This is a genomic window from Variovorax sp. 350MFTsu5.1, assembly GCF_048302515.1.
GTDB lineage: Bacteria > Pseudomonadota > Gammaproteobacteria > Burkholderiales > Burkholderiaceae_C > Variovorax > Variovorax guangxiensis.
In genome coordinates this window covers 5605772-5629312 of the sequence record NZ_CP157620.1, presented here as the reverse complement: position 1 = coordinate 5629312, position 23541 = coordinate 5605772, and the positions used below count along the sequence as shown (strand labels likewise).

The window sequence follows — 23541 nt, the reverse complement described above, 5'->3', positions numbered from 1 at the left end:
CTGGGGGTGTGCTTCATTCAGGAGCCTCCCTCGTTCCAATGAAGTTTCTTGCGCAGCGTGTCGAAATAGCTCCAGCCGCGCGGGTGCAGGAAGCGCACGCGGAAATCGGAGCGGCGCACCACCACGCGGTCGCCGATGGCGAGCGAGGCGAGCGACTGCATATCGAAATTGGCGCTGGCGTCGCGCCCGCCGACCAGCTCGATGACGATCTCGTCGGCATCGGGCAGCAGCACGGGCCGGTTGGAAAGCGTGTGCGGCGCGATCGGTACCAGCACCCAGCCCGGGACCGCGGGGTGCAGCAGCGGGCCGCCGGCCGATAGCGCGTAGGCGGTCGAGCCCGTCGGCGTGGCGATGATCAGGCCGTCGGCGCGCTGGTTGGCCACGAAATGGCGGCCCACCGACACGCGCAGCTCGACCATTCCGGAGGTGGCGCCGCGGTTGACGACCACGTCGTTCATGGCGAAGGCATCGAACACCGAGGCGCCGTCGCGCACGACCTTGGCCTGCATCAGGCTGCGGTGGTCTTCCTCGTACTCGCCGGCCAGCATCGGAATCAGCGTGGCCTGGTAGTTGTCGAGCGGGATGTCGGTGATGAAGCCCAGCCGGCCGCGGTTGATGCCGATCAGCGGAATGCCGTAGCTCGCGAGCTGCCGGCCGATGCCCAGCATGGTGCCGTCGCCGCCGACCACCAGGCCGAGGTCGCAGCGCTGGCCGATTTCCTCGACGGTGAGGGCGGCGTAGCGCGGATGGGCGGCGGCGCCGGCATCGGCTTCCTCGCACGTCGGCCGCTCGACATAGACCGTGCAACCCTGCGATTCCAGAAAGGCTCCGATGCCTTCCATGACGCTGTCGCGCGCATCCGCCTGCGCCCGGGCGCCGGAAGCCTGGTATTTGCCGATCAGGGCGACGTGACGAAAGCGTGAGGTCATATCTCACAAATTACAACATCAAAGTCTTGCGCATTCGGGTCAGCATGCGTGTTTTGCACTTGCTGTCCTTCTCCGATTCGAGCGCGGCGATCACGATCCAACGGTCTACGTCTTCGCCGAGTTGCTCCGCGAGCGCGCCGGCTACGGCTGGACTCAGGTGACCTCTGTACTTCGCGGTGTAGAGCGCTCGGTGCGTCAGGCCCAAGGTGCGAGCCCATGCCGACAGGTCTTGCTTCGCTGTCGCGGCGTCTAGCAGATTCATTGTCGTTTGCATATCAGTAAATTCCTCGCGTTGTATAACGGTTACACAGAGTGAAGAAAGTGTAGCCATCGCTTGTTATACCAAGTGGAGAACCTTACGCTCCGCAACGCTATTCACCTTGAGTAGCGTTCAACAGGAGCCACCATGATCAAAGTTTCCGTCACCAGCACCACCGTCCGGCGCATGCAGGGCAACTCGAAGACCACCGGCAAGCCGTACGACATGGCTTTCCAAGACGTCTGGATGTTCCTCAGCGACCGCGACGGCACGCCCGATCCCCACCCGACCAAGGTGGAAGTTTCGTTGCCCAAGGACAAGGACGGCGCCGCGCTGTTCTACGCCCCCGGCGACTACCTCCTGCACCCCTCCAGCATCTACGTCGACAGCAAGGGCCGCCTCTCGGTGGCTCCGAGGCTGGCTAAGGCCGTCGCGCCGGCTCCCAAGTCGTCGAGCTGAAGGGGTGCACCATGCATTCGCGTGAAGCGATGCAGGCCGCGCACCTCGCCACGCTGGAAGGTGCGCTGCTCGCTCTCCTGCGTGCCGCGCAGGAAGACGGCCTTGATGCGATCAGCGTCGAGGCATCGGCTGATGATGGTCAGGTCGTGATCGACGTGACGTACAGCGCGGCCGGCGTGCCGCTCTCGGGCGAGTCGCTGTGAAGCCGTTCGTCATCTTCATGGCGCTCTGCTATGCGGCGCTGAGTTTCGTGGCGTTCGTCAACTGGCTCTTATTTGAGGGGCCGCTGCGATGAGCGCCTACGCCCGCAACTTCCTCCGCCTTCGCTACTGGCTCGAAGGTCTCGACGGCGGCGAAGCTCGTTCGCTGTCGCCGTACGAACAACGCCTGTGGGACTCGCTCCGCGCGCAGGCATCGCACCTGGTCGAAGCATGACGCGCTCAAGCCGTCGCCGTCTCTTCATCAAGCTGCTCGCCATGGGCATGCGCTTCGGTTTCGGCCTGGGCGCGTTGTCGGCGTCGTTCGTCGCGCTGCTCGTGGTGCGCCTGCTCGGACTCGCGTGACTATGCATTACGCCTCCCACGTTGACCTCGCAGCCGCGCGCGTGGTCCGTTCGCCCGAGTGGATCGCCGCGCGCGATGCGAACCTGGCTGCGGTGCTGGAGCGCTCGGCGCGTGCTCCGGAAGCGCGCGCAGCGCGCGGGCTTGTCTCAGAATCAACAAGTGGTTTTGCCTTGAAGCCTTCCCTTCCGACGGTGATGGTTTGGGCAGAGCACTGCATCAAGATCGACCGCGCGCAAGCGCGAGTCACCCGCCTTCGCAAGGCCGTAGGCGTCGGCGCGAAATGCCTCCTGAACCTCGGTGACGGCGTTGGCGATAACAACGTCATGGTGACCCTAACGTACAGGGGCACCAATGCCGACTGGCGCCCGCGCCACATCTCCGACTACCTGCGCAAGGTCCGCGCGTGGTTCAAGGACCGCTGCCCTGGCCGGCGCCTGAAGTACGTGTGGGTCGGCGAGCTGCAGGACGGCAAGCGTCGCGAGGACGGTCAAGGCCGGGGCGTCATCCACTACCACGCCATTTTTTTCCTGCCTCTCGGCGTGTCCATGCCCATGGCAGACAAGCGCGGCTGGTGGACGCACGGTTTCACCAACACCGAGAAGGGCCGCGCACCCGTGGCCTACCTCATGAGCTACGCCAAGAAGGCGGACAGCAAGAACGTAGGAGGGTTTCCCCGTGGGGCACGCATTCACGGCGTCGGAGGGCTTTGCTCTGTTGGCGCTGCTATTCGTCGCTGGGCTCTTTGGCCTGCGTATGTGCAGGGCAATGCTGCGATCACCGACCGCTTCAGACCTGCGAAGGGAGGCGGCTATCGCAATGACCAGACCGGAGAGCTTCTGCTCTCTGAGTTCGCACCAACAGGCGGCGGTTTTCAGAGCTTTATCCGAGTGCGGACCACTCCGCGCCGCATCGACCCATCAGGGCCTTTCTCGTGGCTCCCAGAACACACGAACACAGCCGACGCCGGTCCGGCTGCGTACCTCCATTAACGACCGGCATTCAAGGAGTTCAAATTGAACAAGTTCGCACGTCTCTCGTTCCGTCCCGCCGCTGTCGGCGCTGCTCTGCTGGCTCTGGGTGCTGGTGCACATGCTGCGCTGCCCGAGGGCGCGGCCGAGGCCATCAACACCTACAAGACCGACGTGGTGGCCGCCATCGGCCTCGTGATCGCGGCCGGCATCGCGGTGTACGCCGTGAAGAAGCTCGGCCAGAAGATGGGCTGGCTGTAAGCCCATAGGAGCGGGCATGGCCTCACAGACCATCGAATGCGGCGCTGCGTGCACGGTGACCGTGCAGCTCGCGCCCGCTCCGCCAACCACCGACAACGTGGCCGATATCGGCCTCGTGTTCGGCCTGCTCCTCGGTGCTGCCATCGTCGTTTACTGCGGACGGCAGTTCCTCAAGTTCTTCGAGGCCACACCTCATGACTAGGGTTCTCTATGCCTTCCTCCATCGAACTCATGCTCGCGCTTGGCTGTGTGCTCTTGCTCTGGGTTGCTTTTGGCTGAATGCTGGGGCCGTCAACAAGTACAACATCGGCCGCGCGCAGCAGCAGTCGAACGGCCGGAGCACCACCATCGGCCCTGTCACCAACAGCGGCGGCAGCACCATCCCCGTATCCCCCAACATGGGCGGCTGGACGCAGGCGGGCAACTACGGTGTGCCCCCCGGAGCGACCGGCACCACGATGCAGCTCGGCCAGAATGGCGAGGCCTACATCGCGGGGCAGAAGTACCCGTTTCAAGCGGGCTACCAGCAGCCGAAGTCGTCTTGGGTGATGCCCGCGCTCGGGGCGGCCGCAGCCATTGGGTGCACGTTCGCAACTGGTGGGGTTGCCACAGTGGCGTGTCTCGGGCTCCCCGTGGCGCTGCCCTACCTGTACGACTGGATCACTCGGTCCGGCGGGCGCATCAACCCAGAGACCGGCGCGCTGGAGCGGCAGGACTTGACCGCCTGCACGGTTGGGCCCTGCTATGAGTTCAAGGACGCTTCCGGTGCGTGGACCCGCGACGGTGAGTACGCCTGTGACAGCTTCTACACCGCGTACGGCCCCAACCTTGTCTACTTCTCCGATAACGGTCTTTGCCGCGCCGCGAGCAACGGGCAGGTTGATCGCTCGCTTGAGCGACGTGATGCACCGCCGCTGTCTCCGACGTGGTACCCGTCCTCAATGGACGATATCGCGCCCTACATGCGAGACGTGATACCTGATGGCCGGGTCTGGGGCGAAGCCATCGAGAAGGGGGCAGAGTTCCCGCTGCCCGCGCCGACCGTGACAGGGCCGACGCAGATTCAAGGTCCCGAGAAGACCACGACCAACCCGGATGGTTCACGCACGGTGGAGCGCACTACGTACAACTTCCAGACCTCCGGCAACACCATCACGAACGTGTCGAACGTCACGAACAACACGACGTACAACACCGACAACAGCGTCCGCAGCACCAGCAGCACGACGGAGACGCCGACAGAAGAGTCCGCCGACAAAGAGGATGAGTGTGCGAAACGGCCGAACTCCGTTGGCTGCGCCGACTTGGACACGCCAACCGGCCAAGTTCCCAAGGAGACGAAGACCATCACCTACGCCGAGGAGTCGGTGTTTGGCGGTGGCAGTTGCCCGAGCGATAAGGATTGGTCAAGTGGCACGCTGCACGCGTCCTTCAAGCTGATCGACTGGCAGACCTTTTGCGGGTTCGCGCTCCCGGCGCGCGCTCTCGTGATTCTGCTGGCTGTGTTCGCGGCGTTCTTGATCGTCATGCCGGGCAAGGAGGTGCGCACATGAAGCTCGGCGTGTGGCTGCTGGCGATGATGGAACCGCTGATTGCGAAGGTGCTCGCCACTCTCGGGTTCAGTGTGATCACCATCGTGGGCATGGAGTCCGTCGTAGCGCAACTGAAGGCGCAGATAGTTGCGCAGATGGGTGCGCTGCCGGTGGACGTTCTCAATTTCGCGCTGTTCATGGGGATCGGCAAGGCAATCGGCATCATCTTCGGCGCGTGCACGACGAAGCTGTTGCTGTGGTCGATCCAGAACGCGACGAGCATTCTTGGAAAGAGCAACGGCTGATGTTGACCGTATGGACCGGCCTGCCGGGGTCGGGCAAAACCTCCGGCGTGATCGAGAAGGTGTTGATGCCACTGGCCGCGAAGGGGTGGATCGAGCATGCGGTGGACGCAGAGGGCAACGCGGTGGAGGTCAAGCGTAAGCTGTTCACCAATATCAACGGGCTCCTCCTGGAACACGAGAAGATCGACGCGGACGATTTGAACCGGTGGCAGGAGTGGGTGAAGCCCGGTGACTTGATCGTGTTCGACGAAGTTCAGAAGCCATGGCCGTTGACCGGTGCGAACAAGGAACAGCCGAAGTGCATCACCGAGCTGGAGACGCATCGCCATTACGGCATCGACATGCACCTGCTGACACAGCATCCGATGTTGATCAACGCGGCCATCGTCCGTCTGGCTGGGCAGCACTTCCACATCCGGAAGCTCGGCAACTCTCGGTACGCCACGATCTACGAATGGGACGGCGTGAGCCGTACGCTTCTCTACAAGAACTCGTTCTCGAAGAAGCCGTGGCGCCGCTCGAAGAAGGCCGAGGAGGTCTACCGCTCCAGCTCGCTGCACACGAAGCAGAAGCGATCACTGCCCACGGTCATTTTCGGCATCTTGATTGCCGTCGTGATGCTCGGCTTCCTCGGCCCGACGGTCTACGGCCGGTTGCACGAGCGATTCAACCCGAAGCCCGTAGAGGCCGCGAAGACTGAAAGTAAGGGGGAGGCCCCGGTGCAGGTCGTTGCGGCTGCTGCTGGCCCCGCAAGCCCCGTTCCTGCGCCTTTGGTTGGTGCAGCGGCCTCGCCGGTGTTTGCTGGATGCGCGCGTATCCGGGAACGGTGCCAGTGCTTCGATGAGAAGGGCAAGCCCTTTGAGAAGGAGAAGCTGTTCTGCGAGGACATGACGCGGGTGGCCGTGGGCATGGGCGCCGTGCTCGATCATCTGCGCGACGATGGCGCGGAACATCGCGAGAGGCTTGCACGTCTTTCGTGGGCCAACAACGACCGCGAGGTTTTGACGTACATGGGCCAAAGGGCAACCGTGCAGGCACAGGCCGCTGTGGAACCGTCACAAGCGAAGGTGCGCTAGCCTGCGACGCGCACCGTAGCGCCGGGCCGCAGTGGTATGTTCACAGCATGACCTTGACCATCATCGACGTGACGATCACCGCCATCGCGGTCTGGGTGGTCGCCTCCTGGCTCTCGCGCGATGTGGCTCGCTGGCTGCGTGAACTCACCCGCTGAGTCCACGTAGTCCAGCAGGCCCAGGCCACCCCCTTCACTGAAGAACAACCGGGGGCCCCACTTGTGGGGGCTGGGGGTATGGGGGTGCAGACCCCCCATGTAGGGCCTCCACTCACCCTGTTCCCCTATTACTGTTCACCCGTTTTCCGTACCAATCGGTTACAAAGGCGCATGCCTGACGAATATTCGAGCTACCGACCGAACTGGGTTTTCCATGGTGATCGGCCTCGGCTGACTTACGCCGAGAAAGTTGCCGCGTATCAACGCGATCAGCATCTACGGTTGAACTCGTCTTCGCGGGCTGATTACGAGAAAAAGCGGGCTGAGATTTTGGAAAAGGAAGGCAGAGGGGCCGATGTTGGTGGGGTATGCGAGGGTTTCGACGAATGAACAGGAAACACGGATGCAGCTCGATGCCCTGCGGGGTGCTGGCGTGCGTCGCATCTACGCCGAGAAGACCAGCGGGGTAGGGCCTCGCCCTGAGTTGCATAAGGCCCTAGCTTCGCTCCAGCCGGGGTACACGTTGGTTGTCTACAAGCTCGACAGGTTGGCGCGCAGCTTGAAGGATCTGCTTCAGCTACTCGACAGGCTTAAGGTCGCGGGTTGCTCGGTCAAGTCGCTCACAGAGCCGATTGACACGTCTTCTGCCATGGGTGAATTCGTCCTTCAGATTCTCGGTGCGGTGGCGCAGTTGGAGCGCGCCATCATTCGTGAACGGTGCGAGGCTGGGAGATTAGCTGCTCGTGCGAGGGGGGTTCAGTTTGGGCGTCAGCCTCTGGTGACAGGTGACGCTGCCGAGGTGGTCCGGATGCTTTACTCGGCAGGCTTCACGCTCATGGAGGTGGCCTTGATGTTGGGCGTTTCGCCCACTGCGGTGCGCTCTGCGTTGGTTCGGGGCGGCGTGACTCGGCGAGGTTGGGGTGGGGCAAGGTATCGCAGGCTGAGCTAGGCTTTTCGTCTTCTTCCGAGTTTTTCAAAGTACAACACTAAAATCTTGCAATGCTGGACGACCGTGCCAAGTTGCTGCTCAAGACGCTCGTCGAGCGCTACATAGCCGATGGGCAGCCCGTCGGGTCGCGTACGCTGTCGCGCTCCTCGGGGCTCGATCTGTCGCCGGCGACCATCCGCAACGTCATGTCCGACCTGGAGGCGCTGGGGCTGATCGCCAGCCCGCACACCTCGGCCGGGCGCATTCCCACGCACCGCGGCTATCGCCTCTTCGTCGACACCATGCTGACGGCACAGCGCGAGCAGATGACCGCGCCCAGCCTCGCGCCCGACCAGCCGCAGAAGGTGATCGCCAATGCGGCGCACCTGCTGTCGAACATGTCGCAGTTCGTGGGCGTGGTGATGGCGCCGCGGCGCGCGTCGGTGTTCAAGCAGATCGAGTTCCTGCGGCTGTCGGAGCGGCGCTTGCTGGTGATCATCGTCTCGCCCGATGGCGACGTGCAGAACAGGGTGATCTTTCCGGAGGCCGACTACTCGCAGTCGCAGCTGGTCGAGGCCTCGAACTACATCAACGCGAACTATGCGGGGCTGACCATCGAGCAGGTGCGCGACCGGCTGCAGTCCGAGATAGAAAAGCTGCGCGGCGAGATCGCCACCCTGATGCAGGCGGCAGTGCAGGTCAGCTCGGAAGTGCTGACCGAGGCGCAGGAGGACGACGTCGTCATTTCCGGTGAGCGCAACCTGCTGGCGGTGAGCGATTTCTCCAGCGACATGGGGCAACTGCGCCGCGCCTTCGAACTCTTCGAGCAGAAGGCCCAGTTGATGCGGCTGCTCGACGTATCCAGCAAGGCCGAGGGCGTGCGCATCTTCATCGGCGGCGAGAGCCAGGTGGTGCCGTTCGAGGAGCTCTCCATCGTCAGCGCCAACTACGAGGTCGACGGGGAAGTCGTGGGTACGCTCGGCGTGATCGGACCGACTCGCATGCCGTATGAGCGCATGATCCAGATCGTCGACATCACGTCGCGCCTGGTGACCAATGCGCTGAGCCATCGCAAGTAGGCCCGGTTGCGCGAATAGAATCGTGCCGCGTGGGCCGTTAGCTCAGTTGGTTAGAGCAGCGGACTCATAATCCGTTGGTCGCTGGTTCAAGCCCAGCACGGCCTACCACCCTCCCTTCGGCGATTCGATATTGCAACGTCTTGCCATGCTTTCGGGGAGCAGCCAAAAATCAGGCTATAATCGAAAGCTTCGCGGCTGTAGCTCAGCTGGATAGAGTACTTGGCTACGAACCAAGGGGTCGTGGGTTCGATTCCTGCCAGCCGCACCATCTTGAAAATGCCCGGAAGATTCGTCTTCCGGGCATTTTTCTTTTTTAGTCTTTCGCTCCAATTAACCCGAATAGTTCGAGAATGGCCATTAAAGCGGGCTATAATCGCAAGCTGTGCGGCTGTAGCTCAGCTGGATAGAGTACTTGGCTACGAACCAAGGGGTCGTGGGTTCGATTCCTGCCAGCCGCACCACTATAAAGAAAGCCCGCAACGCGAGTTGCGGGCTTTTTTCTTTTGGAGGTTTGGCGTGAACAAGGCATTCACCAAGGAAACGGATTCCGACGCAGACGACGACGGCGCCGACGGTGCCTCGCCTCCGCTTCCTGCGGGCGGCAAGAACTACATCACCCCCGAAGGCTACGCGCGCCTGCGCGACGAGCTGCTGCAGCTGATGGACGAGGAGCGCCCGAAGATCGTCGAGACCGTCCATTGGGCCGCCAAGAACGGCGACCGCTCGGAGAACGGCGACTACCTCTACGGCAAGAAGCGCCTGCGCGAGATCGACCGGCGCATCCGCTTCCTCACCAAGCGGCTCGAAATCGCGGAGGTCACCGATCCGTCGGTGCACCATGGCCGCGATCAGGTCTTCTTCGGCGCCACCGTCCTCTATGCCGACGAGACCGGCGATGAACGCAGCGTGACGATCCTCGGCATCGACGAAGCGGAAAGCGCGAAGTCGCAGGTCAGCTGGATCTCGCCGATCGCCCGGGCGCTGCTGAAGTCGCGCGAAGGCGATGTCGTGAAGCTGGTGACGCCCGGCGGGGCGCACGATGTCGAGATCCTGTCCGTGAGCTACCCGGCGCCGCGCCCGGCCGGAGCTTCGTAGCCCGGCAGGGCCATCGGGTCAGGGCGCGGGAATCGTCCTGGAAGCGGTCAGCACCGATGCCGTGCGCCGCGCCGCCCGCAGCACCGCATCCAGATGCGCACGGTCGCGCACCGCGATCACGAAGCGCAGATCCGTCGAATCCTGCGGAGTCTCGTCGGCCATTTCCACGTGCGTGATGTCGGCTTCCGCATCGGCCAGCGTCGCCGCGACGCGCGCCAGCACGCCCTTGTCGTTGCGCACGGTGATGACAACCCCGGTCTCGAACGCACGCGTGGGCTCGTCCGCCCACTCGACGGCGAAGAAGCGTTCGCTGTCCTTGTGGCGCAGCCGCTGGCCGACGCCGCATTCTTCCGTGTGCACCACCAGGCCTTCGCCATGGCCGAGATACCCGACGATCGAGTCGCCGGGAATCGGCCTGCAGCACAGCGCAAAGCGCACCGACGAGTTCTCGCTGCCGTCCAGCGTGACCGCGCCCTGCGACACCGTTTCGTGCGAGATGAAGCGCTCGCGGCTCAGCAGCAGCGCGTCGGGCCGCTCGCCCAGTTCGGTCAGCATCGCTACCAGCCGCTTGGCGACGATGCTTGCGATGCGCTTGCCCAGGCCGATATCGGTCAGCAACTCGGAGCGCGTGCGGTTGCCGGTGAAGCGCAGCAGCTTCTCCCACAGCGCCTGGTGCTCTTCGTCTTCCTCGGGCAGCTTGCTCAGCCCCTCGGCGCGCAGCGCCTGAGCGAGCAGCTTTTCGCCCAGCCCTTCGGACTCGGCATGCGCCAGCGTCTTCAGGTAGTGGCGGATCTTCGAGCGCGCGCGGCCGGTGCGCACGAAGCCCAGCCAAGCCGGATTGGGCGTGGAAACCGGCGCGGTGATCACTTCGACCACGTCGCCGTTCTTGAGCTCGGTGCGCAGGGGCACCTGGTCGCCGTTGATGCGGGCAGCCGAGGTGTGGTCGCCGATGTTGCTGTGGATGGCGTAGGCGAAGTCGACCACCGTCGCCCCGCGCGGCAGCGCCATGATCTGGCTCTTGGGCGTGAAGACGTAGACCGCGTCGGGAAACAGGTCGACCTTGACATGGTCCCAGAACTCGGCCGCGTCGCGCGTCTCGTCCTGGATGTCGAGCAGCGACTGCAGCCACTTGGTGCCCAGCCGGTCGTTGCTGGCCGCATTCGGCTCGGCCGCCTTGTAGAGCCAGTGGGCGGCCACGCCCGATTCGGCCACCACGTGCATGGCCTCGGTGCGCAGCTGGAACTCGACGCTCACGCCGGCCGGCCCCACGAGCGTGGTGTGCAGCGACTGGTAGCCGTTGAGCTTGGCGATCGCGATGTGGTCCTTGAACTTGCCCGGCAGGGGCTTGTACATCTGGTGCAGGATGCCGAGCCCGGTGTAGCAGGCGATCACGTTCGGCACGATCAGGCGGAAGCCGTAGATGTCGGTCACCTGGGCGAAGCTCAGGTGCTTTTCTTCCATCTTGCGGTAGATGGAGTAGAGCGTTTTCTCGCGGCCGGCGATCCGCAGCGTCATCCCGGCGGCGGAAAAGGCGGCCTCGACCTCCTTCTGCACTTTCTGGATCAGGTCTCGCCGGCGCCCGCGGGCCTTGGCTACGGCCTTGGACAGCGTCGCATAACGCCACGGTTTCAGATGCCGGAACGACAGCTCCTGCAGCTCGCGGTAGGTCTGGTTCAGCCCCAGTCGGTGCGCGATGGGCGCGTAGATGTCGAGCGTTTCGCGCGAGATCCGGCCCCACTTCTCACGCGGCGCATCGGCCAGCGTGCGCATGTTGTGCGTGCGGTCCGCCAGCTTGACCAGGATGACGCGCACGTCGCGCGCCATGGCCAGAAGCATCTTGCGGAAGGACTCGGCCTGGTTTTCCTCGCGGGTGTTGAACTGCAGCTTGTCGAGCTTGGTGAGCCCGTCGACCAGTTCGGCGACCGGGGCGCCGAAGCGCTCGATGAGCTCGGGCTTGGTGACACCGCAGTCTTCGATGGCGTCGTGCAGCAGGGCGGCCATCAGCGCCTGCGCGTCGAGCTTCCATTCGGCGCACTGCGCCGCCACGGCGATCGGGTGGGTGATATACGGCTCGCCGCTGTTGCGCAGCTGCCCCAGGTGCGCCTCGTCCGCGAAGCGGTAGGCGCGGCGGACCAGTTCGGTGTCTTCGGGGCTCAGGTAGTCCAGGCGAGCGGTGAGTGCGGCGAAGCTCGCTGCGGCCGCATTCAGCGCCGCCGGGCTCGGCTTCGGCGTGCCTTTGGGGGCATGGGACTGAGATTTGGCGACCGCGCTCATGCCTACCACTTTAGCGTGACCGATGTGTGCACGCGTCCGGACATAAAAAAAGCACCGCTTTGCGGTGCCTTTTCGTTGCAGGGCTGCGTCAGATCAGCCCGGCACCTTCTTGAGCATTTCGAGGCCGATCTTGCCTTCGGCGATCTCGCGCAGGGCGGTCACTGCCGGCTTGTTCTTGCTCTCGATCTTGGGTGCGTGGCCCTGGCTCAGCATGCGCGCACGGTAGGTGGCGGCCAGGACGAGCTGGAAGCGGTTCGGAATGTTGACGAGACAATCTTCGACGGTGATGCGGGCCATGATGAGGATCTTTCGGTCGGTCTGGTGAGCGGCGGGCTCGGAAATCAGGGGATGTTCAGTGCGGCGAAGGTGTCGGCACGCGCTCGGCGTTGTGCGGAATACCGAAGCCGCTGAGCGTGGACGATCGCCTTGAGATCGAAAAGTGCCCGCTCAAATAACTCGTTGATTATAACGAAGTCGAATTGCCCGGCCTGGGCCATCTCTTCGGCAGCGTTCTTCAGGCGCAATTCGATGACCGAGGCGCTGTCTTCCCCGCGCCGTTCGAGCCGGGAGCGCAGTTCTTCCCAGCTGGGCGGCAGGATGAAGATCATGACCGCATTGGCGAAGGTCTTGCGGATCTGCAACGCGCCCTGGAAGTCGATTTCCAGAATCACGTCGGCCCCCTGGGCGATGCGGTCCTCGACGGCCTTCTTCGAGGTGCCGTAGCGGTGGCCGTGCACATGGGCCCACTCCACGAAGCCGTCGGCCGCGATCATGGCGTCGAACTCCGTCGGCGAGGCAAAAAAGTATTCGCGGCCGTGCTTTTCCTGTCCGCGCGGCGACCGGGTCGTGTGCGACACCGAAGGCTGCACCGCCGAATCGAGTTCCATCAGCGCCTTCACCAGGCTCGACTTGCCCGCGCCGCTGGGCGCCGCCACCACGAAGATATTGCCGGGGTAGTCCATTCTCTCGCTCGTCTTCGTCGTCATTCGATGTTCTGGACCTGCTCGCGCATCTGCTCGATCAGAACCTTCATGTCCACGCCGATGCGCGTGAGTTCCAGCGCCGCAGACTTCGAGCCCAGGGTGTTGGCCTCGCGGTGCAGCTCCTGGATCAGGAAGTCGAGGCGCTTGCCGATCTCGCCGCCCTTCTTGAGCAGGCGCTCGATCTCGTCGAGATGCGAGTTCAGCCGGGTGAGCTCTTCCGCCACGTCGATGCGGATGGCGAACGCGGTCGCTTCGGTCAGTGCACGGTCTTGAGCAGCCTCGGGCGGCGTGCCGCCCGTTCCGGCGCTCAGGCCCATGGCTTCCTGCCAGCGCTCCAGGAACCGGGTGCGTTGCTGTTCGACCAGCTGCGGAACCAGCGGACCGGCCTGCTGCACCAGGGTGCGCAGTTGCGCGAGGTGGGCTTCGAGCATCTTGGCCAGCCGGGCGCCTTCGCGCTGGCGGGCCGAGATCAGGCCTTCGAGCGCCTTGCCTGTCACGTCGAGCAGGTCGGGGCCCCAATCGCCGCGCGTGGCGCTGTCGCCGCCGGCCAGGCGCAGCACGTCGGCCACGCTGAGTTCGCGTGCGCCCGGCAGCCATGCCTTGATGCTGTCCTGCACGCCATTGAGCCGCTGCAGCAGCTTGACGGAGGGTTCGACCACGCCCGAGGAAGAGGTGCTTTCGATGGCGGCGCGCACTTCGACCTTGCCGCGCTTGAGCTTGGCCGTGAGCAGTTCGCGCAGGGCGGTTTCGTGCTGACGGAGTTCTTCCGGCAGCTTGAAGGTGAGATCGAGGAAGCGGCTGTTGACCGAGCGGATTTCAACCCCGAGCCGGCCCGCGGCGGAAGGCCGTGCTTCGGCTTCGGAGTGGCTGCCTGCGGGCCCGTTCTGGCCGCTGGCGTAGCCGGTCATGCTGTAAACTGGCATTGCGCCTCACTGTGGTTTTGCTTGCATGCTCCGAGGCGCCGGCACGGCGTTCGCTTGCCGCACCATCGCCTTCGGGCGAAACTCCCGGATTATGTCAAAGGTCAAGCCTACGCCCCTGCCGCCCGATACGGTCATTGGTGGTTACCGCGTTGTACGCCGGCTTTCCGCGGGCGGTTTCGGGGTCGTCTACCTCGCCATCGATTCCAGCGGCCAGCAGGTGGCCATCAAGGAATATCTGCCGTCGTCGCTGGCCACGCGGGGTCCGGGCGAGCTTGCGCCACAGGTGCCGCCGGAGAAACTGTCGCTGTACCGGCTGGGCCTGAAGAGCTTCTTCGAGGAAGGGCGCTCGCTGGCGCAGATCTCGCACGCGTCGGTGGTCAGCGTGCTCAATTTCTTCCGCGAGAACGAGACCGTCTACATGGTCATGAATTACCTGGAGGGCGCGACCCTGCAGGATTTCGTGGTCACGGCGCGTGACCTGAAGAAGCAGAAGGTGTTCCGCGAGTCGACCATCCGTTCGCTCTTCGACGAGATCCTGCGCGGCCTGCGCATCGTCCACCAGTACAAGATGCTGCACCTGGACATCAAGCCGGCCAACATCTTCGTCACCGACGACGACCGCGCCGTGCTCATCGACTTCGGCGCCGCGCGCGAAGTGCTCAGCAAGGAAGGCATCTTCATCCGCCCGATGTACACCCCAGGCTTCGCCGCCCCCGAGATGTACCGGCGCGATTCGTCCATGGGCCCCTGGACCGACATCTACGCCATCGGCGCCTGCATCTACGCCTGCATGCAGGGCTATCCGCCCAACGACGCGCCCCGTCGCATCGAAAAAGACCGCCTCAGCCTGTCGCTCTCGCGGCTGCGCGGCGTCTACTCCGACAACCTGATCGAAGTGGTCGAGTGGTGCATGTCGCTCGACCCGCTGTCGCGCCCGCAGTCGGTCTTCGCGCTGCAGAAGGAGCTCAGCCGCGAGGGCGAGCGCCGCTACACCAAGCTCACGGTGGGCGAGAAAGTGCGCCTGTCGATCGACAACATCCGCTCCTTCGACAAGAAGGCCCTGCCCAAGGCTGCCGCGCCGACCACGCGCCCTGCATGACATCATGAAATTCTCCGTCTTCCAGGTCAGCCGCAAGGGCGGGCGTCTCAAGAACGAAGACCGCATGGGCTATTGCTACACGCGGGAATCGGGGTTGTTCGTGCTGGCCGACGGCATGGGAGGCCACCCGGAAGGCGAAGTGGCGGCGCAGCTCGCGCTGCAGACCATTGCCGCGCTCTACCAGCGCGAGGCGCGCCCGATGGTGAAGGACGTGAAATCCTTCCTCGCCGAATCGGCCATGGCTGCGCATCAGCAGATCATGCGCTACGCGAGCCACAAGGCCATGCTCGACACGCCGCGCACCACCGTCGTCGCGGCCGTGCTCCAGAACAACGCCGCCACCTGGATGCATTGCGGCGATTCGCGCCTGTACGTCGTGCGCGACGGCCGCCTGCTGGTGCGCACGCGCGACCATTCGCACGCCGAACGCCCGAAGCCGCACGGCTCCGACATGCCCGTCAACCGCAACCTGCTGCTGACCTGCCTGGGCTCGCCGACCACGCCGCTCTTCGACGTTTCGGTGCCGCTGCAGCTGCAGCGCGGCGACCGCATCATGCTGTGCTCGGACGGCGTCTGGGGCGTGCTCGACGACGAACTCATCGTGCACACGCTTTCCTCCGGCAAGCCCGTGTCCGACGCTGCCCCCGACCTCGCCGAGATGGCCCTGCGCAAGGGCGGCTCCCACAGCGACAACGTCACGCTCATCGCGCTCGAATGGGAAATGCCCGACAGCGCGGACGACCGCAGCGGCGTTTCCACCGAGACCATCGAGGACGGCGTCTTCGCCTCGACCATCCAGGCCGGCATGCCCTCCGACAACGAGATCGACGACCTCGACGAGGACGCCATCGAGCGCTCCATCGCCGAGATCAACGAAGCCATCCGCAGATCGGCGGCGCGCAAGACCTGAGCGCGGCCTTCTTTCTTTTTTCTTTTCCGGTTCCCGAACAATGACTGCTTTCACACGAAGCGGCGGCCGCGCCGCCGACCAGCTGCGCCCGGTGTGCATCACCCGCGGTTTCACCATCCACGCCGAAGGCTCCGTGCTCATCGAGTTCGGCCAGACCCGCGTGCTGTGCACCGCCTCCGTCGAGGAAAAAGTGCCGCCGCACAAGAAGGGCAGCGGCGAAGGCTGGGTCACGGCCGAATACGGCATGCTGCCGCGCGCCACCCACACCCGCAGCAGCCGCGAGGCCGCCAAGGGCAAGCAGACCGGCCGCACGCAGGAAATCCAGCGTCTCATCGGCCGCTCGATGCGCGCCGTGTTCGATCTCGCCGCGCTCGGCGAACGCACCATCCACCTCGACTGCGACGTGCTGCAGGCCGACGGCGGCACGCGCACCGCGGCCATCACGGGCGCCTTCGTCGCCGCGCAGGACGCCGTCAACAAGCTGCTGGCCTCGGGCGCCATTGCCGCATCGCCCATCAAGGGGCACGTGGCGGCCATCTCGGTCGGCATCGTCGGCGGTACGCCGCTGCTCGACCTGGAATACACCGAAGACTCGGCCTGCGACACCGACATGAACGTCGTCATGACGGGCGCCGGCCATTTCGTCGAAGTGCAGGGCACGGCCGAAGGCGTGGCCTTCACGCGCGAAGAAATGAACATCCTGCTCGGCCTGGCCGAGAAGGGCATCGGCGAACTCGTGGAACTGCAGAAGCAGGCACTGCTCTCCAACTGACGCATCCACTGGCGAATTCATGAAACTGGTTCTGGCTTCCAACAACGCGGGCAAGCTCGCCGAACTCCAGCAACTGTTCGCGGAGCTCGCCGTCACCCTCGTGCCGCAGTCGGCGCTGGGGGTAAGCGAGGCTGAAGAACCCTTCCGTACCTTCGTCGAGAACGCGCTGACCAAGGCGCGCCATGCCAGCGCCGCCACCGGCCTGCCGGCCATCGCCGACGACGCCGGCCTGTGCGTCGATGCCTTCGGCGGCCTGCCGGGCGTCGACACCGCCTACTACGCCACGCAGTTCGGCTACGCCAAGGGCGACGCCAACAACGTGAAGGCCCTGCTCGAGCAGCTCGACGGCGTCGCCAACCGTCGCGCCGCGCTCGTCAGCACGCTGGTCGCGCTGCGCAGCCACGACGACCCCGAGCCGCTCATCGCCGTGGGCCGCGTGGTCGGCGAGATCGCGCCCGCGCCCATCGGCGACAACGGCTTCGGCTTCGACCCCGTCATGTACCTGCCGTCCTTCGGCAAGACCTTCGCGCAGCTGACGCCCGAGGTGAAGAACGCCAACAGCCACCGCGGCCGCGCGGCACAGGCCATGCTGGTGCTGATGCGCGAGCGCTGGTTCTGACCGGCGGTCGATAGATGGCTACCACCTTCCCGATTCAGCCGGCGCAGCCCGCCGGCGCGCAGCACGCCAACGACGTCCTGCACTGGATGCGCCCCGGCCCGCTGCAGCTCAGCGCGCTGCCGCCGCTGTCGCTGTACATCCACCTGCCGTGGTGCCTGCGCAAGTGCCCGTACTGCGACTTCAATTCGCACGAGTGGCGCGCCGCCAGCGAGGCCGACATCGACGGCATTCCCGAGACCGCCTACATCGACGCGCTTGTCGCCGACCTCGACGCTGCCTTGCCGCTCATCTGGGGCCGCAGCGTCCACACCATCTTCATCGGCGGCGGCACGCCCAGCCTGTTCTCGCCGCAGGCCATCGACCGCCTGCTGAGCGACGTTCGCGCACGCCTGAAGCTCACGCCCGACTGCGAGATCACGCTCGAAGCCAACCCCGGCACCTTCGAGCGCAATCGCTTCCGCGCCTACCGCTCGGCCGGTGTCACGCGCCTGTCGGTGGGTGTGCAGAGCTTCAACGACGAGCACCTGAAGGCGCTGGGCCGCGTGCACGACCGCGCGCAGGCCATCGCCGCGCTCGAGGAAGCCGCGAGCGCCTTCGACACCTTCAATCTCGACCTGATGTACGCGCTGCCGGGCCAGACCCTCGAAGACCTCGAGACCGACCTCTCGCAGGCCCTGTCGCTCGCGCCGCCGCACCTCTCGGTCTACCACCTGACCATCGAGCCCAACACCTGGTTCGCCAAGTTTCCGCCGACGCTGCCCGAGGACGACATCGCCTACGCCATGCTCGACCGCATCACCGAGCGCACCAGTGCCAGCGGCATGTCGCGCTACGAGATCTCGGCCTATGCACGCGAGGGGCACCAGTGCGCGCACAACCTCAACTACTGGCAGTTCGGCGACTATCTCGGCATCGGCGCCGGCGCGCACAGCAAGCTGAGCTTCGCGCACCGCATCGTGCGGCAGGTGCGTTTTCGCGAACCGCGCCTGTATATGGATAACGCACGCGCCGGTGCCGCCGTGTCGCAGAGCGACGAAGTGGCGCTGGCAGACCTGCCGTTCGAATTCATGCTGAATGCGCTGCGGCTGAAGCAGGGCTTCACGCTGCCGCAGTTCAGCGAACGCACCGGGCTGGCGATGACGTCGATCCAGCGCGGCCTAGAAGAAGCCGAACGCAAGGGCCTCGTCGCACGAGACCTGTTCCGCGTATGGCCGACCGAGCGCGGCCTCGACTTCCTGAGCGACCTGCAGGCCATGTTCCTGCCCGACGAGGAGTAGGGCGCCACGGTCGGCATAAAATCGCTGGCTCCGGAGAGTTGGGTGAGTGGTTTAAACCAGCAGTCTTGAAAACTGCCGACGTGAAAGCGTCCGTGAGTTCGAATCTCACACTCTCCGCCAGAATCAATCTCTGGCAGTTTTTGAAAGTCCCGCGCAGCCTCTGCGACGGGACTTTTCATTGGGAGATTGCTCCTTTTGGGTCTCTAAAGGTCCGGCTCGAATCCTCTCCAGCCCGGCTCCCAACATGGCATCAGTCATGGTATTTTTCTGTCGATACCATGACACTCACCGTTAAAGCTGTTGATGCGGCCAAGCCGCGCGAGAAGGCGTACAAGTTGGCGGACGCCCACGGCCTCTATCTCTATGTTTCGCCCAGGGGTGCGAAGAGCTGGCGAGCCAACTACACGGAAGCCGGAAAGCAGAAGACCAGGACGTACGGCCTCTACCCTGGGGTCAGCTTGGCCGAGGCGCGAAAAGCCCACCTGGCGGGGCGTGAAGAGGCTCCGGCCCGGAACGTGGCGCCTAACTTCGAGACGGTCATGCGCGACTGGCTGAAGGCGAAGCTGCCGACCCTTTCCAATGGCAAACATCAGATTCAGGTCGCGAACACCTTGGAGCGCTATGCGCTGCCCTTTATCGGCAAGCTGCCCATCGACGCGATCCCCAGGTCAGAGCTGGTGAAGGTGGTGCGCGCTGCCCAGGAGGGCGGAAAAATCGAGACGGGACATCGTGTCGCGAGCCGGATTTCAGCGGTTTTCGACTACGCCCAGGACACCGGGCTGATAGAGCAGCACGGCGCGGCGGGCCTTACGCGCGTGCTTGTCGCGCGCAAGACGAAGAAGCCGATGGCGAGCATTCCGCCAGAAGAAGCTGGAGCGCTGATGCGTGCCATCGATGGATACGACGACTCGGTAAGCTGCTTGACCGCTTCCGCGGCAACGACAAGCTCAACCCCACGGTGGTGGGCGAGGGCGGTCGCTACATGGGGAACATCGGCGACTTCGACATCTGGGTCTATGCCGGCTGGTACGAAGACCCGGAGACGGAAGAGCTGGTGCCGTACCTGCCTGACTACACCGTCATCATCACCAGCCCCGACCTCGAAGGCGCCCGGGCCTACGGTGCGATCCGCGACGAGGAGGCCGGCTTCCAGGCGGTGCCGTACTTCTCCAAGTCGTGGATCGAGAAGGACCCGGCCGTGCGCATCCTGCTGCTGCAGTCGGCGCCGCTGCCCGTGCCGTACCGCATCAACGCGTCCTTCGCGGCCAAGGTGCGCTGAGCGAGGCGGTGCAATGGTGATGGAAGCTCCCTTCGCCCAGATCGAGCGCATGGTGGATGCCGGCGTGCTCGGGCATCTCGCCAACGCCATCGCGACGGTGCCTGCGCGAGCGCGCAGGCGCGTATCGACGATTGGTTGAGGGGGAGGGCAGGGCAATGAAGGTTTGCGCGCGTCTGTGGGCCGTTGCGGGCCTTTGCGTGGCTGTCGTCGGTTGTGGGGTTGCGCCCGTGCAGCCGGTGAAGACGCCGATTCCCGTCGAATGCCGCGTGCAGCGGCCGGCGCGGCCGGCCATGCCGACCGAGGCGCTTGCGCCTGGCGTCGATCCTGATCGCTTCTCGGCGGCGGCCATGGCCGAGATTGAGCTGCGCGAGGGCTACGAACTGGAACTAAATGCGGCGCTCGATGTGTGCACGGCGGCAATTGCGCTGCGCTAGTTGCCCCGCGGTGGCTCGAATCCGTTTCTTCTGGTTGAGCGTCGCCGGACCATGGCCCCAACGGCCTCGGCGTGCCGGCATGCTTCGAGGTGCGCGACTGCTGGGGCGGGGCGACACGGGGAAGTGATCCCGCCGTTCGGGCTGTGCGTGCCGATCCGCTGCTGGTCGAAAACGCTACTGCAGCGCGCCATCCGGTTTACCGACCGGTCCTGCGCCACGAAGTGCGGCACTGATTGCCGGGTAGACGACGAGCGCCCCATGGACGCTCAGGTGGTCACCGTCGGAGTACAGAAATCCCGCTGGATCGGTTAGCCTGCAAACGCGTGAATCACAAAGCAAATCGTCAAAGTCGATGACCGTGGCGCGTCCGTTTGCGATGCGCTCTATCGTTTCGCGCGACCAGCGCTGATCGCCGTCATGCACAGCCTTAGGTACCGACCAGTCGTTCACGCGTGCCACATCGCGGCGAGACTTCGCAATAGCATCGCGCGGGGCGACCACCTGCTGCGGGTTGTCCAAGACCAAGTAGACGGACACTCCCACGGCTTGGTACTGCCGCAGCGTTTGATCCAACGCGTCTTCGAACAATCGCCTTGACGCAGTCAGATCGGTCGGCTCGCCGTTGACGGAAAGAGGCATCACGTCGCGAGGCTTGGTCATGCCGCCGCTGTAGTGCGTCCAGCGAGCAGCGAGTACCACCGTTTTGACGCCGAGACGCTTGACATAGTCAAAAACGCGTTCGTTGAACCGCCTGCAATCGGATCGGCCATGTCCGCGAGTTTGAATCCCAAGAAGAGGGGGGCATGCAGCTGTCATCGCAGCAGTGACGCGAGCGTCAAGATCTGCGCTGAGGCGATCCAGCGCCGGGGTGAGCGCAAAAGCGTGGCTATCTCCCGTGACCACGATCTCGACGCTGGATTGTGCTTTGCCGTACGAGCAGCTCCAAACGCTGGCCGTTTCGGCTGCCGGCAGGTCGAAACACGCGTCGCGCTGAGCTGGGCCAATGTGAGTTTCTGCCAGCTTCGCAATTTGAGGTGGAACCCCGCGCGCGGCCGCGCCATCGGTCAGGTGCGTCGTTAATCCGATTACGCCGATTGAGAGAGCAGCCCCGGCAAGCATGGCCGTTGATGCATGCCACCGACCGGACCAAGTGCCGAAACGCACCGGCTTCTCGACGAACTTGTATGTTGCCCACGCAAGAAACACCGCGCAGCCGACGGCGCAGACCTGGACCGTCATGGCCGGAGTGCCGCCTGTCCAGATGCGTACAAAACTGAGCAACGGCCAGTGCCAAAGGTAGAGTGGGAAACTTATCAGTCCGACCCATACGACAGCCGGGTGCGACAGCACTCGTCGACCAATGGCGCTCTCCGGCCCGGCTACGAGCAGTAAAGCTGCCCCCAAAACTGGCAGCACTGCCCATGCGCCAGGGAAGTTGAGGCGCCCGGAAAATGTCAGCGCGCAGACCACGAGCAGTGCGGCTCCACAGGTTGCCAGCGCATTGGCAAAGCGACCAACTCGACGCAAATTGCAGAAAGTGAGCAACGACCCTGCTGCGAGCTCCCACGCCCGGGCGTGGGGTGCATAGAACGCAGTCGTGACGCTGAGCTGCACCACGAGAATGTTGAAGACCAGCGACGCTAGCCCAAGCAAGAGGATCGCTCGAGCTTGCAATGCATTGAACTTGTGCAAGCCCCAGAGTAATAGGGGCCACACTATGTAAAACTGCTCTTCAATGCCGAGCGACCACAGATGCATTAGTGGCTTTGTCTCGCCCGCTGCGTCGAAATAGCCCGTCTCGTGCCACAAGAGCAGGTTGGAAACGAAACCTGCGCCGCTCGCCACGTGAAGCCCAAGGCTCTTCAGTTCGTGAGAAAAAAGGAACATGGAGCCGGCGACGTGCACTGCGACTAGCATCAGCACGAGTGCGGGAAAAATGCGACGAACTCGGCGACTGTAGAAGTCAATGAAACTGAATTGACCCGTATTCAGTGCCGTCCGGATGATCCGTGTGATCAGGAAGCCGGAGATGACGAAGAACACATCGACGCCAATGAAGCCGCCCGGCAAAGCGCTCGGGAACGCGTGAAATGCCAAGACGCAAAGCACCGCCACGGCGCGCAGACCGTCGATGTCGGGTCGGTAGCTCGTAGGGTGTGGCATCGCGAAGGCGCAATGATAAACCCCGTTACAAAAATACGCGGCGGCGGATAGTCGTGCAGAAGGACGGAGTGCACGGCTCTCGCGGGCGTCGGCACCGTATCGCTGCCTGCATCGATGGGCGCCGCCGCGCCGCTGTCGGCCGGATGTGCGAGCAGTTCACCGCACGGGCAATAGCGATTCGGTTTGCGCGACCACGTACTGCTCAGTGGTCGTTTCGCGACAGCAATTCCATGAATGGAGTTCTTTTGCATTCATCGTGCCGCCGGCACTTTGACTGCCATCGATTTAGCGTTGTCGGTGTGAGACGTTTCGGCTAATCTGAAACAACTTGTACAGAGTGCGCTTCGTGCGGTGACGCGCGCTACATGACGGCTTGATCGGCCGTTCGAAAAATGTGGACCGTTGCAATCCTCGGAGTTTCCTGCGGCTGCTTAGGCAAATGAATTGAAAAGCATGAGGGAGTGTTCGATGAGTCTTTGGAGAGCATTAGGGGCGATTCACGGACTGATCGTAGTTCCGAGTGGACACCTGCTGAATCGGAGTAGCAGGGTGCTTCGAAGGCTTCTCAGCCTCATGGTCTTGCTCAAGTTGATGGCTGCGTCAGGTATCGCGGGCGCAGTGCTACCGGTTGCTTCTACTTCGTGGGTTGGATCGCGCACCGGCGTGAGCTACTCGGATCCAGATGTTGGATTGGCGGCAGAAAAGGCCTCTTGGGATGCCGTGAACGGTGGATATCTGTCTTGCCGCATATGGACTTCCGTCAACTGGATTAATGCCACGACGATGTCCTTCGGCGCAGCTCTTTCGGGCTGCGCAAGTGGCGGTTTGGACGTAGAAGCTGGTTGGAACAGTTGCCCGGCAAATGCGAGAAGAGTTGGCGATGGATGCGAATGTGTCCAGGGTTCAACGGAAAGCGAGGATGGGCGCTCATGCAGCGCGCCGCCAGCCCCTGAGCCGGCCGACATCTGTAGACGACCGGTTGCAGGCGTTTTCGAAGGCTCGCCCATCTTTCCTGCGACAGCTGAAAAGTACCGTTCTGAACCCGATTGGTCCGATTCCGGTCCCGGGGCGCTGTCCTTCACTCGCACCTACCGTAGCAACTGGGCCGGTGATTCGGCGCGGGTTGGCGGTCCGCTCGGTCAAGTCTGGTCGCACAACTTCAGCACAAGACTGGCCGCCACGCCCAGTGCTTCGCCTAC

At 64.0% G+C, this 23541-nt stretch carries 27 protein-coding genes, 4 tRNA genes and 2 pseudogenes; 26 read left to right on the top strand and 7 right to left on the bottom strand.

From position 1 onward, the window contains the following. Positions 1-17: 17 nt before the first annotated feature. Positions 18-929 carry an NAD kinase gene (locus ABL843_RS25675; protein WP_418117786.1) on the bottom strand — a complete coding sequence of 304 codons (912 nt, stop codon included), beginning with the start codon at positions 927-929 and terminating at the stop codon, positions 18-20. A 10-nt stretch (positions 930-939) separates the two neighbouring features. Beyond that, the gene (locus ABL843_RS25670) at positions 940-1191 is read right to left on the bottom strand and encodes a hypothetical protein (protein WP_418117784.1); all 252 of its coding nucleotides are present in this window, start codon (positions 1189-1191) and stop codon (positions 940-942) included. A 144-nt stretch (positions 1192-1335) separates the two neighbouring features. Between ABL843_RS25670 and ABL843_RS25665 the strand changes: the two genes are divergently transcribed. The 16 genes from ABL843_RS25665 to greB all read left to right on the top strand — a co-directional run bounded on the left by ABL843_RS25665 (position 1336) and on the right by greB (position 9609). Beyond that, a complete protein-coding gene (locus ABL843_RS25665) occupies positions 1336-1647 on the top strand; it encodes a single-stranded DNA-binding protein (RefSeq protein WP_418117782.1) in 312 nt (103 codons plus the stop codon). 11 nt (positions 1648-1658) lie between these two features. Beyond that, positions 1659-1850: a hypothetical protein gene (locus ABL843_RS25660; RefSeq protein ID WP_395317276.1), complete on the top strand. Its 192-nt coding sequence runs from the start codon at positions 1659-1661 to the stop codon at positions 1848-1850. A gap of 88 nt (positions 1851-1938) precedes the next feature. Beyond that, entirely contained in the window at positions 1939-2082 is a 144-nt protein-coding gene (locus ABL843_RS25655; protein WP_301512110.1) for a hypothetical protein, read from the top strand. Then, a complete protein-coding gene (locus tag ABL843_RS25650; protein WP_418117781.1) occupies positions 2079-2210 on the top strand; it encodes a hypothetical protein in 132 nt (43 codons plus the stop codon). The genes ABL843_RS25655 and ABL843_RS25650 overlap by 4 nt, the downstream gene beginning before the upstream one ends. Positions 2211-2212: 2 nt before the next feature. Then, positions 2213-3199, top strand: coding sequence for a rolling circle replication-associated protein (locus ABL843_RS25645; protein ID WP_418117780.1), 987 nt, complete (start codon positions 2213-2215; stop codon positions 3197-3199). Between the two features lie 24 nt (positions 3200-3223). Then, positions 3224-3439, top strand: coding sequence for a major capsid protein (locus ABL843_RS25640; RefSeq protein ID WP_418117779.1), 216 nt, complete (start codon positions 3224-3226; stop codon positions 3437-3439). Between the two features lie 16 nt (positions 3440-3455). After that, positions 3456-3641, top strand: a complete 186-nt coding sequence (locus ABL843_RS25635) for a hypothetical protein (RefSeq protein WP_418117778.1) — start codon at positions 3456-3458, stop codon at positions 3639-3641. Then, on the top strand, positions 3634-4992 hold the full coding sequence (locus ABL843_RS25630; protein WP_418117777.1) for a virulence factor TspB C-terminal domain-related protein: 1359 nt from the start codon (positions 3634-3636) through the stop codon (positions 4990-4992). The genes ABL843_RS25635 and ABL843_RS25630 overlap by 8 nt, the downstream gene beginning before the upstream one ends. Beyond that, positions 4989-5276: a DUF2523 family protein gene (locus tag ABL843_RS25625; protein ID WP_418117776.1), complete on the top strand. Its 288-nt coding sequence runs from the start codon at positions 4989-4991 to the stop codon at positions 5274-5276. The genes ABL843_RS25630 and ABL843_RS25625 overlap by 4 nt, the downstream gene beginning before the upstream one ends. Next, entirely contained in the window at positions 5207-6352 is a 1146-nt protein-coding gene (locus ABL843_RS25620) for a zonular occludens toxin domain-containing protein (protein ID WP_418117775.1), read from the top strand. Before ABL843_RS25625 ends, ABL843_RS25620 begins: the two co-directional genes overlap by 70 nt. Before the next feature lie 558 nt (positions 6353-6910). Further along, entirely contained in the window at positions 6911-7456 is a 546-nt protein-coding gene (locus ABL843_RS25615; protein WP_418117773.1) for a recombinase family protein, read from the top strand. A 50-nt stretch (positions 7457-7506) separates the two neighbouring features. Then, complete coding sequence (gene hrcA / locus ABL843_RS25610; RefSeq protein WP_369660914.1) at positions 7507-8514, top strand: heat-inducible transcriptional repressor HrcA; 1008 nt, start codon at positions 7507-7509, stop codon at positions 8512-8514. Between the two features lie 31 nt (positions 8515-8545). Continuing rightward, a tRNA-Ile gene (locus tag ABL843_RS25605) sits at positions 8546-8622 on the top strand. Positions 8623-8705: 83 nt separating this feature from the next. Next, a tRNA-Arg gene (locus tag ABL843_RS25600) sits at positions 8706-8782 on the top strand. Positions 8783-8898: 116 nt separating this feature from the next. Further along, a tRNA-Arg gene (locus ABL843_RS25595) sits at positions 8899-8975 on the top strand. Positions 8976-9030: 55 nt separating this feature from the next. Further along, the gene (gene greB / locus ABL843_RS25590; protein ID WP_369660915.1) at positions 9031-9609 is read left to right on the top strand and encodes a transcription elongation factor GreB; all 579 of its coding nucleotides are present in this window, start codon (positions 9031-9033) and stop codon (positions 9607-9609) included. 18 nt (positions 9610-9627) lie between these two features. Here greB and ABL843_RS25585 read toward each other — a convergent pair whose 3' ends face one another. From ABL843_RS25585 to ABL843_RS25570, 4 genes are all read right to left on the bottom strand, one after another. After that, complete coding sequence (locus ABL843_RS25585; RefSeq protein ID WP_126025051.1) at positions 9628-11883, bottom strand: RelA/SpoT family protein; 2256 nt, start codon at positions 11881-11883, stop codon at positions 9628-9630. Positions 11884-11976: 93 nt separating this feature from the next. Next, on the bottom strand, positions 11977-12180 hold the full coding sequence (gene rpoZ, locus ABL843_RS25580; protein WP_007835875.1) for a DNA-directed RNA polymerase subunit omega: 204 nt from the start codon (positions 12178-12180) through the stop codon (positions 11977-11979). 44 nt (positions 12181-12224) lie between these two features. Beyond that, complete coding sequence (gene gmk, locus ABL843_RS25575; RefSeq protein WP_093209718.1) at positions 12225-12845, bottom strand: guanylate kinase; 621 nt, start codon at positions 12843-12845, stop codon at positions 12225-12227. Between the two features lie 20 nt (positions 12846-12865). After that, positions 12866-13789 carry a YicC/YloC family endoribonuclease gene (locus tag ABL843_RS25570; protein ID WP_126025050.1) on the bottom strand — a complete coding sequence of 308 codons (924 nt, stop codon included), beginning with the start codon at positions 13787-13789 and terminating at the stop codon, positions 12866-12868. A 91-nt stretch (positions 13790-13880) separates the two neighbouring features. Between ABL843_RS25570 and ABL843_RS25565 the strand changes: the two genes are divergently transcribed. From ABL843_RS25565 to ABL843_RS25525, 9 genes and pseudogenes are all read left to right on the top strand, one after another. Beyond that, the gene (locus ABL843_RS25565; protein WP_126025049.1) at positions 13881-14888 is read left to right on the top strand and encodes a serine/threonine protein kinase; all 1008 of its coding nucleotides are present in this window, start codon (positions 13881-13883) and stop codon (positions 14886-14888) included. A gap of 4 nt (positions 14889-14892) precedes the next feature. Further along, a complete protein-coding gene (locus ABL843_RS25560) occupies positions 14893-15798 on the top strand; it encodes a PP2C family protein-serine/threonine phosphatase (RefSeq protein WP_418117770.1) in 906 nt (301 codons plus the stop codon). A 40-nt stretch (positions 15799-15838) separates the two neighbouring features. Continuing rightward, entirely contained in the window at positions 15839-16570 is a 732-nt protein-coding gene (gene rph, locus ABL843_RS25555; protein WP_418117769.1) for a ribonuclease PH, read from the top strand. A gap of 19 nt (positions 16571-16589) precedes the next feature. Further along, positions 16590-17189: an RdgB/HAM1 family non-canonical purine NTP pyrophosphatase gene (rdgB, locus tag ABL843_RS25550; RefSeq protein WP_126025046.1), complete on the top strand. Its 600-nt coding sequence runs from the start codon at positions 16590-16592 to the stop codon at positions 17187-17189. Positions 17190-17203: 14 nt separating this feature from the next. Next, a complete protein-coding gene (gene hemW, locus ABL843_RS25545) occupies positions 17204-18466 on the top strand; it encodes a radical SAM family heme chaperone HemW (RefSeq protein WP_418117768.1) in 1263 nt (420 codons plus the stop codon). Positions 18467-18498: 32 nt separating this feature from the next. Continuing rightward, a tRNA-Ser gene (locus tag ABL843_RS25540) sits at positions 18499-18586 on the top strand. Positions 18587-18744: 158 nt separating this feature from the next. Then, positions 18745-19215 (top strand): annotated as a pseudogene (locus ABL843_RS25535) (tyrosine-type recombinase/integrase); the annotation flags it as partial. A gap of 233 nt (positions 19216-19448) precedes the next feature. Beyond that, positions 19449-19745: a major capsid protein gene (locus tag ABL843_RS25530; RefSeq protein ID WP_418117767.1), complete on the top strand. Its 297-nt coding sequence runs from the start codon at positions 19449-19451 to the stop codon at positions 19743-19745. Between the two features lie 236 nt (positions 19746-19981). Next, a complete protein-coding gene (locus tag ABL843_RS25525) occupies positions 19982-20179 on the top strand; it encodes a hypothetical protein (RefSeq protein WP_418117765.1) in 198 nt (65 codons plus the stop codon). Positions 20180-20353: 174 nt separating this feature from the next. On the opposite strand, the gene ABL843_RS25520 is transcribed toward ABL843_RS25525, so the two are convergent. After that, positions 20354-22342: an acyltransferase family protein gene (locus ABL843_RS25520; RefSeq protein ID WP_418117764.1), complete on the bottom strand. Its 1989-nt coding sequence runs from the start codon at positions 22340-22342 to the stop codon at positions 20354-20356. 453 nt (positions 22343-22795) lie between these two features. Between ABL843_RS25520 and ABL843_RS25515 the strand changes: the two are divergent. Next, a pseudogene (locus tag ABL843_RS25515) lies at positions 22796-23524 on the top strand (DUF6531 domain-containing protein); the annotation flags it as partial. Between the last annotated feature and the right edge of the window lie 17 nt (positions 23525-23541).